This is a genomic window from Aquitalea sp. ASV11 (assembly GCF_016429185.1).
Lineage (GTDB): Bacteria > Pseudomonadota > Gammaproteobacteria > Burkholderiales > Chromobacteriaceae > Aquitalea > Aquitalea pelogenes.
Map to the genome: position 1 here is coordinate 16,277 of NZ_JAELUD010000054.1, position 13,993 is coordinate 30,269.

The window sequence follows — 13,993 nt, forward strand, 5'->3', positions numbered from 1 at the left end:
TCTGGGCTGGCAGTATCGGTTGCGGTCAGGCTTACTTGCGACGCAGTACCATGCGGAACTTGCCTTCCGCCGTGGTGGTGGACTCCAGCAGGGCATTGCCGGTCTGGCGGCAAAAAGCCTCGAAATCCTTGGGTGCACCGGCATCGGTGGCAATCACTTCCAGCACGGTACCGCTTGCCATATCGGCCAGCGCCTTCTTGGCGCGCAGGATGGGCAAGGGACAGTTGAGGCCGGACAGGTCAATCAGGCGGTCGGGAGTCATGGGGCGTGTCGCTCAGTCTTTACGTTACAATGCAGAGGTGAAGGCAGTATTCTACCGGCTATCCATCCGAGTAGTTTACGCCACCCGTCAAGCCCTTCCCAAATCGGAATGCCCGCCATGTGCGTGATTGCTTTTGCCTACAAGATGCCCGGTCTGGGCCAGCTGGTTTTGCTGGCCAACCGCGACGAATACTATGCCCGCCCGGCCGCACCGCTGGACTGGTGGGAAGGCCATACCGATACCCTTGGCGGGCGCGACCTGCAAGCCGGTGGCAGCTGGCTGATGGTGGATGGCCGTGGCCGCTTTGCCGCGCTGACCAACTTCCGCGAAGGCTATGGCAAGAGCGGGGAACGCTCGCGCGGCGAGCTGGTCCAGCGCTTTGTCACCGGCGATGACGACCCGTTTGCCTTTGCCGACTGGCTGCGCGACAACCACCAGCACTATGCGCCGTTCAACCTGCTGTACGGCAAGGTGGACGACCTGTTCCACTTTCACAGTCGTGGTGCACGCATTGCCCGGGTGACACCCGGCATCCACACCCTGTCCAATGCCACGCTGGACACCCCGTGGTTCAAGAGCGAACGCCTGGCCGAGCACTTGCGCGGCCTGCGCCGTCCGCCCGGCGAGGATGAAGCCTTTGCCTGGCTGGCCGACGCCACCGCCGCCGGGCCGGGCCAGCTGCCCAACACCGGGGTGGGGCTGGCGCTGGAAAAAGTCTTGTCGCCGGTATTCATTCAGGGCCGCGACTACGGCACCCGCGCGTCGATGCTGCTCAACGTATCGGCCCGTGGTGATGTAAGCTTGTCCGAACTTACCTGGGGGTTGGCCGGCCGCGAAGCCGGTCGCCGCCGTTATACCATCCGGCCGGGGCAAATCCAGCACCCGGCCAAGCCTTGAGCAGGAGATGTGCGTGAATCTGTCCCGATTTGGTCTGGCCCTGGCCGGACTGCTGCTGGCGCTGGCTGCCCAGGCCAGCGAATACAACAAGGGCTTCAACAACACCAACTACGCGCTGGAAGACGTAAAGCCCTGGGAAGAAGGCAAATACAGCATTCCGGCTTACCCGGCTGCGCCAGACTGGATCGGTTTTTATGTCGGCCCGGAAGTGGCCAACAAATACTTTGCCGACAGCAAGAGCATGACGGTGGGTGAAGATGGCGTGGTACGGCTGATCCTGCGCGTGCAAAGCCCGGCCGGTGCCGAGAACCTCAGCGTGGAAGGCATCCAGTGCAGTGCCAATACCTACCGCAGCTACGCTTTTGGCGACAGCATCAACAAACGCTGGATTGAATCCATGCGCGAGGAATGGCGCAAGATTGAATACGATGACAAGGCCCGCCGCGCCCTGCGCGAGGACCTGTGTGTAGAGAAGACTGCACCGAAATCTGCCGAACAGGCGGTCAAGCTGCTGCGCGCAGCGCCCTGGCGCTGAAGCGACCCATTGCTGCGCGGACATAGGCGGATGAACAGTCCGGCCGCTGCTCGCGCAGCACTTGCACCAGCGCGGTACATTCGTCATGACAAGCAAGTGAAATTGCGGTATCAATAAGGCTTTCCCCCATCTGGCCGTATTGTGTCTTCACCTGCCCCCTCCCCGCGCAGCGCCCTGGCGCTGGCCCAGTTCAAGATCCTGCTTTCCGCGCTCGGTTTTGGCAGCATGGCCATTCTGGCGCGCTTTGCCTACGCCGATGGCGTGTCAACACCCAGCCTGTTGTTTCTGCGTTTTTTCCTGGCAGGCCTGCTGCTATTGCCCTGGGTGCTATGGAAAAAACTGCCGTGGCCACGCGGCCGGGCGCTGCTGGTGCTGATTGCCATGGGCAGCATGGGCTATGCTGGCATGGCCGCCTGTTATTTTTCCGGCCTGCACTATGCCAGCGCCGGCACCATCGCCCTGCTGCTCTACCTGTTTCCTGCCATCGTGCTGGTGCTGTCCACCCTGTTGCTGGGTGAACGCTTTAGCCGCAGACGCCTGCTGGCGCTGGCACTGGCGCTGGGCGGGCTGGTGATCACCATCGGTCTGGAGCTCTCCGCCCAACCGCTGGGACTGCTGCTGGGTCTGGGTTCGGCCATCATCTATTCGCTCTACATCCTGGCCGGCAGCCGTTACACCAGCGAGTGTGATCCGCTGACGTCCGCTTGCGTGGTGGTGTTTTCCGCTGCCAGTTGCTACGGGGTGTATCTGGCCAGCACAGGTTTTCACGGCCCGGCCAGCCTGCACGGCTGGCTGTCGGTATTGGGCATTGCCTGCTTTGGCACAGTGGCCGCACTGGCACTGTTCCTGTCCGGGCTGGCCAAAACCGGTGCCACCCAGGCCTCGCTGATTTCCACCGCCGAACCGGTGGTCACCATCCTGCTGGCATGGCTGTTACTGGGCGAACCGCTGGGCTGGAGTCAGGTGCTGGGTGGCGGGCTGATTCTGGCAGCAGTGGTGTTGATCAGCCGCGAAGCGCGGCCGGAGCAGGTAAAACTGACCGAGCTGCATGACTGAAACCGGGCGATACAAAGGGAACATCAATGAAATACGGTCTGACCGGCCTGCTGCTGGCAGGGCTGTGCAGCAGCATGGCGCTGGCTGCCAGCGACAGCTGCCAGAATGCCATGACGCAGACGGACATGAATGTCTGCGCGGCCAAGGCGCATGACCTGGCAGATAAGCAGCTGAACAGCCTCTACCAACAGTACCGCCAGCGCCTGGCTGCCGACGACCAGCAACGGCTGACTGTTGCCCAGCGTGCCTGGATAGGCTACCGGGATGCCGCCTGCCGCTTTGAAACCGCCCAGGTCAGTGGTGGCAGTATTTTCCCCACCATTTGGCTACAGTGCCTGACCGGCAAAACGGAGAGCCGCATCAAGGAGCTGCAAAAACTGCTGCAATGCAAGGAAGGCGACCTGGACTGCCCATCATTGCAATAAGTCGCTACACGGCATGGCGGAGCATGCCGGTGGCTCAAGCACCTGCCTTCCAGTGCCCGCTCTTGCCACCTTCTTTTTCCTGCAACTGCACGGCAGATATCACCATGCCACGGTCCACCGCCTTGCACATGTCGTAAATGGTGAGCAGGCCGACGCTTGCTGCGGTAAGGGCTTCCATTTCCACACCGGTCTGACCGCTGCACTCGGCAGTCACGGTAATACCGACACTGCTGGCGGCTTCGTCCAGCGCAAATTCAACAGCCACGCGGGTGAGCGCGATGGGGTGACAGAGCGGAATCAGGTCGGCCGTTCGCTTGGAAGCCATGATGGCGGCGATGCGGGCAATGCCCAGCACGTCGCCCTTTTTATGATTGCCATCGCGGATCAGGGCCAGGGTAGCAGGCAGCATGCGGATACTGCCCTGCGCCACCGCACGGCGACGGGTGACCTCTTTGTCACCCACATCCACCATGTGGGCCTGGCCACTGGCGTCGAAATGAGTCAGTCCGGACATCAAAACCTCCAGCAAGCGGCAGCACTGACTGCCATCTGAGTTTGAATGGATGGCAGTGTGCGGCTATCGGATCAATTTGCCAATCAGCCAGAAGAGGGAGAGCAACAGCCCCAGACCGCCCGTCCATTTGCACAGCCGCAGGCTGAGCTGGAGGTAGCGCGGGTTGCGGGTGAGGGCATAGCAGATGGCCGCCCAGCCAAACGCCAGGATGATGACAATCGCCCACAGCCGCCACCACAGCATGCTTACACCGCCTCGGGCAGACGATGGAAGCTGGACGGCGCGTCCAGCGGGTCGACAAAGCTGGCGTATTCCCAGGCATCCGGGGTTTCCAGCAGTTTGCGCAGCAGCTTGTTGTTCATCGCATGGCCGGATTTATGGCCGGAGAAGGCGGCAATCAGCGGGTGGCCAACAATGTAGAGGTCGCCGATGGCGTCCAGAATCTTGTGACGCACGAATTCATCGGGGAAGCGCAGGCCTTCCGGATTGAGCACGTATTCGTCATCAATGACGATGGCGTTATCCAGGCTGCCGCCCAAGCCCAGTCCATGCTGGCGCATGTATTCCACTTCATGCATGAAGCCGAAGGTGCGGGCGCGGCTGATTTCATCCAGATAAGAGCTGCTGGCAAAGTCGATTTCGACTTTTTGCGGTGCCAGATTGAAAGCCGGGTGATTGAATTCGATGGACAGGGTGATCTTGAAACCGTCCATCGGGTCCAGCCTGACCCATTTGTCGCCTTCGACGATTTCCACCGGCTGTTTCACCCGGATGAAGCGTTTGGGCACGGACTGCTCGACCACACCAGCACTTTGCAGCAGGTAAATGAAGGGGGCGGCGGAGCCATCCATGATGGGGATTTCCGCCGCCGTCACCTCGACTACAAGGTTGTCGATGCCAAAGCCGGCAAAGGCTGACATCAAATGCTCGATCGTGCCGACACGCACGCCGGTGTCTGTCACCAGCGTGGAGGAGAGGCGCGTGTCGTTGACGAGCGCAGGCTCGACTTTCACATCCACCGGCTCGGGCAAGTCGGTTCGGCGAAAGACGATGCCGGTGTCGGGCGCTGCCGGCAGCAGGGTGAGTTTCACCCGCTCGCCAGAATGCAAGCCGACACCTGTGGCGCTGATCGCTTGTTTTAGCGTGCGCTGGAATATCATGTGAAGCTCTCAGGCAATCGGGAAAACCCGATTCTAGCACAGGCTTTCGCCATGCTTTATTGATTGCTCGTCACACGTTAATAGTATTTAACTATTTATCCTGGCAGACCTTTCTTAATCTGCCTGCTTGCGCAGGAAGGCCGGAATGTCATAGCTGTCGCTCACTTCCGGGTTGGAGAAGTCGGTGGACGGCGCGGCGCGGCGACGGCCCTGACGCATGATGGCCGGGGTATCGAAATCGTCGTAGTTGATGACTTCCACCGCACGGTCGTCGGTGCCGGTCTTGACGATCTTGATGTACTCCGGACGCTCTTCGCGTACCGGCTTTTGCTGGCCCAGGCCGGTGGCAATCAGGGTGACACGGATGGTGTCTTCCGGCATTTCCTCCACTTCGGCGGTACCGAACTTGATCTGTGCATCTTCGTCGGCGTACTGACGGATGATGCCCATGATTTCGCGGTATTCGCTCATCTTCAGGCAGCCCGGTGCGGTGGAAATGTTCACCAGCACGCCACGTGCGCCTTCCAGGGTGATGTTGTCCAGCAGCGGGCTGGCCACGGCTTGCTCGGCGGCCACGCGGGCACGGTCGATGCCGGAGGCGTAGGCAGAACCCATCATCGCCAGGCCCATTTCACCCATCACGGTGCGTACGTCGGCAAAGTCGACGTTGATCAGGCCGGGGCAGGTAATCACTTCGGCGATACCGGCTACCGCGCCCTTGAGCACGTCGTCGGCGGCACGGAAGGCTTCACGCATGGTGACGTCGTCGCCCAGTACTTCCATCAACTTTTCGTTGGGGATGACGATCAGCGAGTCAACATGCTTTTTCAGGTCTTCGATACCGCTCTGGGCCACTTTCAGGCGCTTGCCTTCGTGTTCGAACGGGCGGGTGACCACACCTACGGTCAGGATGCCCAGTTCCTTGGCCACTTCAGCCACCACCGGGGCAGCACCGGTACCGGTACCACCACCCATGCCGGCAGTCACGAACACCATGTTGGCACCACGCAGGGCATCGGCAATGCGTTCGCGGTCTTCCAGCGCGGCGCTGCGGCCCACTTCCGGGTTGGCACCTGCACCCAGACCACGGGTCAGGTTGTTGCCCAGTTGCAGTTTCTGCGGCGACTTGTTGCGCTGCAGGGATTGCGCGTCGGTATTGGCGCAGATGAATTCGACACCATGCACATGGCTGCTGATCATGTTGTCGATGGCATTGCAACCGCCGCCACCTACACCGATCACTTTGATCACAGCCGCGTTGGCGGTCTCTTGCATTACTTCAAAAACCATTCCGCTCATTTGCCTCTCCTCAAGTTTAAGATGAGCTTGCATTCCACTATTTACTGCTGCCCGAAAAACAAAAATCACAGCAGCGGCCACCCGGCCGCCGTTGCTTAGAAATTACCGGCGAACCAGGCCTTCATGCGGCCAAACAGCTGGCCCACACCCGCGCTTTCCACTTTGGGTCCGCTATGGGTCTGGATCTGGTCCTTGCCGTACAACAACAGGCCGACACCGGTCGAGAAGCGTGGCGTCTTCACCACCTCGGCCAGGCCGCCCACATACTTGGGCACGCCCACGCGTACCGGCATGTGGAACACTTCTTCTGCCAGTTCCACCATGCCCGGCATCAGGCTGGCACCGCCGGTCAGCACGATGCCGGAGGACAGCAGGTCCTCGAAGCCGCTGCGGCGCAGTTCCTGCTGTACCAGCTGGAACAGCTCTTCCACCCGTGGTTCCACCACTTCGGCCAGCGTGGCGCGCGACATCTGGCGCGGCCCGCGCTCGCCCACACCCGGCACTTCGATCATCTGGCCCGGATCGGCCATGCTCACCAGTGCCACGGCATGCTGGATCTTGATGTCTTCCGCTTCCTTGGTAGGGGTGCGCAGCGCCATGGCGATGTCGTTGGTGATCTGGTCACCGGCAATCGGAATCACCGCGGTATGACGGATGGCGCCGTTGGCATACACGGCGATGTCGGTGGTGCCGCCACCGATGTCGATTAGGCATACGCCCAGGTCTTTTTCGTCTTCCGACAGCACGGCAATGGCCGAGGCCATCGGTTGCAGCACCAGGTCGGACACTTCCAGACCGCAGCGACGCACGCATTTGGTGACATTTTGCGCAGCAGACACCGCGCCGCTGACGATGTGTACCTTGGCTTCCAGGCGCACACCGCTCATGCCCAGCGGTTCGCGCACGCCTTCCTGGCCGTCGATGCTGTATTCCTGGGTGAGGATGTGCAGCACCTGGTGGTCTGGCGGGATGGTGACGGCGCGTGCGGTTTCAATGACGCGGTCGATGTCCATCTGGGTGACTTCGCGGTCCTTGATGGCCACCATGCCGTGCGAGTTGATGCTCTTGATGTGCGAACCGGCAATCCCGGCAAACACCTCGTGAATCTTGCAGTCGGCCATCAGTTCGGCCTCCTCCAGTGCACGCTGGATGGCCTGCACGGTGGATTCGATATTCACCACCATGCCGCGCTTCAGACCACGTGACGGGGTCTGGCCCATGCCGATGATGTTGAGCTGGCCGTCATCCAGGACCTCCGCGACAATCGCCACGATCTTGGACGTACCGATGTCCAGGCCGACCAGCATGTTCTTGCTTTCCTTAGGTTTGCTCACCTGTCGCTCCAGCTAGGTATTACTTTTTCACTTGTGCCGGCGGCGCCTTGTAATCAGGCATCCGCACGGCAAATCCATTGGGGTAGCGCATGTCCACGTAATCGATGTGGTACGGCAGCGCTGCCAGTTCGTTTTTCCAGTACAGGGCGAATCGCTCCACCCGCAAATCCACATCGCCCCGGCCCAGGTCCAGCTTGATACCGTTATCCAGGTCCACTTGCCAGGCCCGACGCGGTGACAGCCAGATTTCCTGCGGGGCCAGCCCCGTCGGTTTCAGTCCCTGACGCAAACGCGCCAGCATGGCTGTCATGTCCTTTTCTGCCCCTGCCGGGCCATGAAACACCGGCAGTTGCTGGTCGCTGGCGGCGTCGAAGCGGTCGCCGTGGCTGTCCACCAGCCCGTTTTCGCCCCAGCGCGCCTGCGCCACATGTTCTTCCACTGCAATTTCCAGTGCATCCGGCCAACGCCGGCGCACCTGTGCGTCCCGCACCCAGGGCAGCTTGCCAAACGCCGCCCGGGTCTTGTCGATGTCCAGCGTGAAGAAAGTACCCGTCAGCTCGTGCTCGGCAATGAAGCGCAGCTGTTCCGGCGTCACTCTTTTCATCTGTCCCTGGATCTGGATTTTCTTCACCGGAAACACCGGTGCGTGTGTCACCCAGAATCCACCTGCATACAACAGCATCAGCAGCGAGGCACCCAGCAGGAAATTGGCCAGGCCTTTCAGCAGCTGATGGTTATCCCACATGCACCATATCCAGCACGTTCAGGCACAGGTCCTCATAGCTGATGCCCTGGGCGCGCGCGGCCATCGGCACCAGGCTGTGGCTGGTCATGCCCGGATTGGTGTTCACTTCCAGCAGGTAAATGCCACCTGCTTCATCCATCAGGAAATCCACCCGGCCCCAGCCCTGACCGCCCAGTACCTGGAAGGCTTGCAGGCACAGTGCGCGGGCGCGCTGTTCCACTTCTTCACTCAGGCCGGACGGACAGCGGTATACCGTGTCGTCGCGGAAATACTTGGCCTGGTAGTCGTAATACTCGGTGGCCGGTTCGATCTTGATGGTGGGATAGGCCTGGCCGTCAATCACGGCACAGGTGTATTCGCCACCACCGACAAAACGCTCGGCCAGCACCAGCGGGTCGTACTTGCGGGCTTCCTCAAACGCTGCTTTCAGTTCGCCCGGCTGTTTTACCTTGGTCACGCCAATGCTGGAGCCTTCGGTCGCCGGCTTCACGAACAGCGGCAGGCCCAGTCGTGCTTCCACGGCGGCAAAGTCGCTGTTTTCGTCCAGCAGTTCGAACTCCGGAATCGGCAGGCCGGCACCACGCCACAACAGCTTGGTACGCCATTTGTCCATGCAGATGGCCGAAGCCATCACGCCGCAGCCGGTATACGGAATACCCAGCGTTTCCAGTGCACCTTGCAAGGTGCCGTCTTCGCCAAACGGGCCGTGCAGGATGATGAACACTCGCTCGAAGCCTTCTTCTTTCAGCGCTGCCAGCGGTTTTTCGGCCGGGTCAAAGGCATGGGCGTCCACGCCGCGCGAACGCAGCGCGTTCAATACGCCGTTGCCGCTCATCAGCGAGATTTCACGCTCGGCGGAGCTGCCACCCATCATCACTGCCACTTTGCCGTACTGCTTCATTTCTCTTCCTTACTGGGAGGGCCTGTCCCCTCCCGCCAAAATTCGCCTGCCGCTTACAGCTTGCCGGCCACCAGCTTGCCCGGCACTGCGCCGATGGAACCGGCACCCATGGTGATCACCACATCGCCATCGCGGGCAATATCCATGATGGTGCGCGGCATGTCGGCAATCTGCTCGACAAACAGCGGCTCCACCTTGCCCGACACACGCACCGCGCGGGCCAGTGCACGGCCATCGGCGGCCACGATGGGCGCTTCACCGGCGGCATAGACTTCGGACAGCAGCAGCGCATCCACGCCGTTCAGCACTTTGACAAAATCTTCAAACAGATCGCGGGTACGGCTGTAACGGTGCGGCTGGAAAGCCAGCACCAGCCGCTTGTCCGGGAAGGCACCGCGAACTGCGGACAGCGTGGCGGCCATTTCCACCGGGTGGTGGCCGTAGTCGTCCACCAGGGTGAAGCTGCCACCAGCAGGCAGGGCCACTTCGCCATAACGCTGGAAGCGACGGCCCACGCCGGCAAACTCGGCCAGACCACGCTGGATGGACGGAATATCCGCACCGCATTCCAGCCCGATGGCAATGGCCGACAAGGCATTCAGCACGTTGTGGCGGCCCGGCAGGTTGAGCACAACCGGGAAGCGTTGCTGGCTGCCGTTGTTGACCACCACGTCAAAATGCATCTGGCCACCGGCCGCAACCACGTTGTCGGCATAGATGTCGGCCGAATCGTCCAGGCCGTAAGTGGTGACCGGCTTGGTGATGCGGCTGCGGATTTCACGCACGTTCGGGTCATCCACGCACAGCACGGCACGGCCATAGAAGGGCAGGCGGTGCAGGAAGTCGACAAAAGCCTGTTTGAGCTTGTCGAAGCTGTGGTCGTAGGTATCCATGTGGTCGGCGTCGATATTGGTGACCACGGCCATCACTGGAGTGAGGTGCAGGAAGGACGCGTCCGATTCGTCGGCCTCCGCCACCAGGAACTCGCCGGAACCCAGCTTGGCATTGGTGCCTGCTGCGGTCAGCTTGCCGCCGATCACGAAAGTCGGGTCCAGCCCGGCTGCCGCTAGCACCGATGCCGTCAGGCTGGTGGTGGTGGTTTTGCCGTGGGTGCCGGCAATGGCAATGCCTTGCTTGAAGCGCATCAGCTCGGCCAGCATCATGGCGCGCGGAATCACCGGGATGCGGCGCTCGCGGGCGCGCAGGACTTCCGGGTTGTCTGCCTTCACTGCGGTGGAGGTCACCACCACGTCGGCACCTTCCATATAGGTTGCATCATGGCCAAAGAACACGCGTGCGCCCTGGCTTGCCAGGCGCTGGGTGGCAGCACCATCGGCCATGTCCGAACCGGACACGGTGTAGCCCAGGTTCAGCAGAACCTCGGCGATGCCGCACATGCCGACACCACCGATGCCGACGAAGTGAATGTGTTTGACCCTGTGTTTCATGTTCTTTCTCGTTGCTTCCGGCAGTTGTACTGCCGTATTACTGTTCGTCTGCCAGTGCTTCACACACATCGGCCACCCGGGCGGCTGCCCCCGGTCTGGCCAATGCGCGTGCCTGACTGGCAAGTTCCAGCAGACGGGGCCGGTCAAGACCAGCCAGAACGTCTGCCAGCTTTTGTGCTGTCATTTCCTGCTGCGGCAAATGAATGGCCGCACCCGCCGCTGCCATCCACTTGGCGTTGTCGCGCTGGTGCGCCGTGGTGGACACCACCAGCGGCACCAGAATACTGGCCACGCCTGCTGCGCACAGCTCGCTTACCGTAATGGCACCGGCGCGGCAGATGATCAGGTCACAGTCGGCCAGGCGGCTGGGCATGTCATCGATAAACGGCAACAGCGTCACATCCTGTTCCAGCCCGGCGGCACGATAGGCGGCCTGCACCTCGGCAAAGTTCGCCTCCCCGGTCTGATGGGTCAGCTGCGGCCGCTTGTCCTCTGGCAGCAGTGCCAGCGCCTGCGGCAGGGTCTGATTCAACACCCGCGCACCCAGGCTGCCACCCACTACCAGCACCCGTAGCGGGCCGCTGCGTCCGGCCATACGCTGTGCCGGAGCCGGCAAGGCTTCGATCTCCTGCCGTACCGGGTTACCCGTTACCAGCGCCTTGGCTCCGCTCTTGGCTGCGCTGCCGTCAAAACCACACACCAGCTTGCGGGCAAACGGCAGCAAGGCCTTGTTGCTCAACAGCAGGCTGGCATCGGCATTTACCAGTACCAGCGGCTTCCACAGCAGGCCGCTCATCACGCCACCGGGCAGGCAGACATAGCCGCCCATGCCCAATACCACATCCGGGCGATGACGCAGCAACAGCTGCGCCGAACGGACGAACGCACCGCACAGCTGCAGCACGCCCTTGAGCGAGCCGACCAGGCCCTTGCCGCGCACGCCATGAAACGCCAGCCGCTCCAGCGGGATGCCGGTGGGCGGTACCAGCTTGTTTTCCATGCCACGCTCGGTACCCAGCCACACCACTTTCCAGCCGCGCGCTTGCAGCGCTTTGGCCACGGCAAGGCCGGGGACAATGTGTCCGCCCGTACCTGCTGCCATTACCATGACCGTTCTGTTCGTCATCTTCATCAAACCTTGTAACCGCGCATGATGCGCTGATTTTTGCTTCGTCCTGCGCGGCTACACCTTGTAGCCGCCCTACTCTCGGGTTTTAGCTTCGGCCTTTGGCCTCGCAGAAACCGCTGCCACCGGGCTTGCGCCCTCACGCGCCTGTCGGCGCTTGTCCTGCGCGGCTACACCTTGTAACCACGCATGATGCGGCGGTTTTCATAATCAACCCGCAGCAGCACGGCCATGGCGATGAGGTTCATCAGCATGGCCGAACCACCAAACGACATCAGCGGCAGGGTCAGGCCCTTGGTGGGCAGCAAGCCCATGTTCACGCCGATGTTGAAAAACACCTGAATCCCCAGCCAGATGCCCATGCCCTGCGCCACCAGCGCCTGGAAGAACCGTTCCAGTTTTTTCGATTCCACGCCGATGTGAAACGCACGCCGCACCACCCAGGCATACAGGCCGATCACCACGCAGATGCCGACAAAGCCGAACTCTTCCGAAATCACCGCCATGATGAAGTCGGTATGGGCCTCGGGCAGGTAGAACAGCTTTTCAATGCTGGAGCCCAGTCCCACGCCATACCACTCACCCCGGCCAATGGCGATCAGCGAGTGCGACAGCTGGTAGCCCTTGCCATACGGGTCGTCCCACGGGTCCATGAAACCCAGTACCCGCTTGAGCCGGTATGGCGAGGAGATGATCAGCAGCACGATGGCCACCGCCGCCATCACCGCGAGGCCCGAGAAAATGCGCATATTGATGCCGCCGAGGAACAGCACGCCCATGGCAATGGACATCACCACCATCAAGGCACCGAAGTCCGGCTCGCGCAGCAACAGGAAGGCCACCATCACCATGGCGGCAAACATCGGCGCAAAGCCTTCTTTCAGGCTGTGCAGCTTGTGGGTTTTGCGCACGGTGTAATCAGCGGCGTAAATCACCGTGGCAAACTTCATGATTTCGGACGGCTGCAGGTTGAGCACGAACAGGTTGATCCAGCGGCGCGAACCGTTCACCACCCGGCCGATACCGGGAATCAGCACCAGCACCAGCAGCACGATGCCCAGCAGGAACAACTTGCCGGCGTACTTCTGCCAGATACGGGTAGGGACCTGGAACATCACGTAGGATGCGGAAAGGCCGATCACCATGAAAATGATGTGGCGGATCAGGTAGAAGTACCGGTTTTGCGTGGCAGCATCGGCCTCGGCATAGGCAATCGACGCCGAATACACCATCACCAGGCTGATGGACAGCAGCAGGGCAAGGGCCCAGGCCAATGCCTCGTCAAACGGTTTGATGGCGGTGTAGCGGCGCGCCGAGTGCACGATCATGGCTGCCCCTTTCCGGTCGCGGCCTTGATCTGTGCCACGGTGTCGATAAACACCTGGGCGCGATGGGCGTAGTTGCGGAACATGTCCAGGCTGGCGCAGGCGGGCGACAGCAGCACCACATCACCCGGCTGAGCCAGTTCAGCTGCGGCGCGGGTCGCTTCTTCCAGCGTGGCGTAATCGTGCAGTGCAACGCCGCTGTCGGCCAGTGCGGCGCGGATACGGCCAGCATCGCGGCCAATCAGCAATACGGCGCGGGCAATACGCTGGCAAGCCGGTGCCAGCGGGCTGAAATCCTGCCCCTTGCCATCGCCACCGGCAATCAGCACTACCTTGCGGGTCATGCCATTGAGGGCGGCCTCGGTGGCGCCGACATTGGTGCCTTTCGAATCGTCAATCCAGGCGATGCCGTCAAATTCGTCCACCAGCTCCACGCGGTGGGCCAGGCCCTCAAAGCTTTGCAAGCCTTGCAGCAGGGCAGTGCGGTCCAGCCCGATGCTGTCGCACAAGGCCAGCGCGGCCAGTGCATTGGCGGCATTGTGCAGGCCTTGCAGTTGCAGGCTGGCTTGCGGCAACACGGCCTCGCCCTGCGCGCTCAGCCAGTATTGGCCATCCTGCTGGGTGAGGCTGTATTCCACCGGCTGCTTGAGCGAGAACCACTTGACCACATGGCCGGGGCGCACCATGGCCGGGGCCAGGATGTCGTCACGGTTCAGCACCTGTACGCCCTGGCCATTGAACACGGCCGTCTTGGCGTGGGCGTAGTCCAGCAGGTCGTTGTAGCGGTCCAGATGGTCTTCGGAAATATTCAGCACCGTGGCGGCATCGGCCGCGAGGCTGTATGTGGTTTCCAGCTGGAAGCTGGACAGCTCCAGCACCCACACGTCCGGCTGCTTGCCGGATTGTTCGCGTTCCAGCAGGGCTTCCAGTACCGCCAGGCCGATATTGCCGGCCACGATGGTATCC

At 61.6% G+C, this 13,993-nt stretch carries 16 protein-coding genes; 4 read left to right on the forward strand and 12 right to left on the reverse strand.

Features of this window, described 5'->3' with window-relative positions; all coding sequences use genetic code 11:
* Window positions 1–31 precede the first annotated feature (31 nt).
* Window positions 32–262: a sulfurtransferase TusA family protein gene (locus JHD62_RS15745; RefSeq protein WP_045846478.1), complete on the reverse strand. Its 231-nt coding sequence runs from the start codon at window positions 260–262 to the stop codon at window positions 32–34.
* A gap of 117 nt (window positions 263–379) precedes the next feature.
* On the opposite strand from JHD62_RS15745, the gene JHD62_RS15750 reads away from it, so the two are divergent.
* From JHD62_RS15750 to JHD62_RS15765, 4 genes are all read left to right on the forward strand, one after another.
* On the forward strand, window positions 380–1,159 hold the full coding sequence (locus tag JHD62_RS15750) for an NRDE family protein (protein WP_199103715.1): 780 nt from the start codon (window positions 380–382) through the stop codon (window positions 1,157–1,159).
* Between the two features lie 13 nt (window positions 1,160–1,172).
* Window positions 1,173–1,694 (forward strand): CNP1-like family protein, encoded by a 522-nt coding sequence (locus tag JHD62_RS15755; protein WP_165494113.1) that lies wholly within the window; start codon window positions 1,173–1,175, stop codon window positions 1,692–1,694.
* 141 nt (window positions 1,695–1,835) lie between these two features.
* On the forward strand, window positions 1,836–2,750 hold the full coding sequence (locus JHD62_RS15760) for a DMT family transporter (protein ID WP_370541074.1): 915 nt from the start codon (window positions 1,836–1,838) through the stop codon (window positions 2,748–2,750).
* Window positions 2,751–2,776: 26 nt separating this feature from the next.
* Entirely contained in the window at window positions 2,777–3,175 is a 399-nt protein-coding gene (locus JHD62_RS15765) for a lysozyme inhibitor LprI family protein (RefSeq protein ID WP_199103716.1), read from the forward strand.
* A gap of 34 nt (window positions 3,176–3,209) precedes the next feature.
* Here the strand turns inward: JHD62_RS15765 and moaC are convergent, their stop codons facing one another.
* From moaC to murD, 11 genes are all read right to left on the reverse strand, one after another.
* Window positions 3,210–3,689 (reverse strand): cyclic pyranopterin monophosphate synthase MoaC, encoded by a 480-nt coding sequence (moaC, locus tag JHD62_RS15770; protein WP_045846483.1) that lies wholly within the window; start codon window positions 3,687–3,689, stop codon window positions 3,210–3,212.
* A 63-nt stretch (window positions 3,690–3,752) separates the two neighbouring features.
* Entirely contained in the window at window positions 3,753–3,932 is a 180-nt protein-coding gene (locus tag JHD62_RS15775; RefSeq protein ID WP_045846484.1) for a hypothetical protein, read from the reverse strand.
* Between the two features lie 2 nt (window positions 3,933–3,934).
* Window positions 3,935–4,846, reverse strand: a complete 912-nt coding sequence (gene lpxC / locus JHD62_RS15780) for a UDP-3-O-acyl-N-acetylglucosamine deacetylase (protein ID WP_199103721.1) — start codon at window positions 4,844–4,846, stop codon at window positions 3,935–3,937.
* A 117-nt stretch (window positions 4,847–4,963) separates the two neighbouring features.
* A complete protein-coding gene (gene ftsZ, locus JHD62_RS15785) occupies window positions 4,964–6,148 on the reverse strand; it encodes a cell division protein FtsZ (protein WP_045846485.1) in 1,185 nt (394 codons plus the stop codon).
* 95 nt (window positions 6,149–6,243) lie between these two features.
* Entirely contained in the window at window positions 6,244–7,455 is a 1,212-nt protein-coding gene (gene ftsA, locus JHD62_RS15790; RefSeq protein ID WP_218645090.1) for a cell division protein FtsA, read from the reverse strand.
* A 46-nt stretch (window positions 7,456–7,501) separates the two neighbouring features.
* Complete coding sequence (locus tag JHD62_RS15795; protein WP_131356398.1) at window positions 7,502–8,227, reverse strand: cell division protein FtsQ/DivIB; 726 nt, start codon at window positions 8,225–8,227, stop codon at window positions 7,502–7,504.
* The gene (locus JHD62_RS15800; RefSeq protein ID WP_045846488.1) at window positions 8,217–9,128 is read right to left on the reverse strand and encodes a D-alanine--D-alanine ligase; all 912 of its coding nucleotides are present in this window, start codon (window positions 9,126–9,128) and stop codon (window positions 8,217–8,219) included. Before JHD62_RS15800 ends, JHD62_RS15795 begins: the two co-directional genes overlap by 11 nt.
* Window positions 9,129–9,181: 53 nt before the next feature.
* Window positions 9,182–10,576 carry a UDP-N-acetylmuramate--L-alanine ligase gene (gene murC / locus JHD62_RS15805; RefSeq protein WP_131356402.1) on the reverse strand — a complete coding sequence of 465 codons (1,395 nt, stop codon included), beginning with the start codon at window positions 10,574–10,576 and terminating at the stop codon, window positions 9,182–9,184.
* 37 nt (window positions 10,577–10,613) lie between these two features.
* Entirely contained in the window at window positions 10,614–11,702 is a 1,089-nt protein-coding gene (murG, locus tag JHD62_RS15810; RefSeq protein WP_199103717.1) for an undecaprenyldiphospho-muramoylpentapeptide beta-N-acetylglucosaminyltransferase, read from the reverse strand.
* A gap of 170 nt (window positions 11,703–11,872) precedes the next feature.
* Complete coding sequence (ftsW, locus tag JHD62_RS15815; protein WP_199103718.1) at window positions 11,873–13,030, reverse strand: putative lipid II flippase FtsW; 1,158 nt, start codon at window positions 13,028–13,030, stop codon at window positions 11,873–11,875.
* Window positions 13,027–13,993, reverse strand: a 967-nt coding sequence (gene murD / locus JHD62_RS15820) for a UDP-N-acetylmuramoyl-L-alanine--D-glutamate ligase (protein WP_199103719.1), incomplete at its 5' end; no start/stop codon positions are given. The genes murD and ftsW, both read right to left, overlap by 4 nt.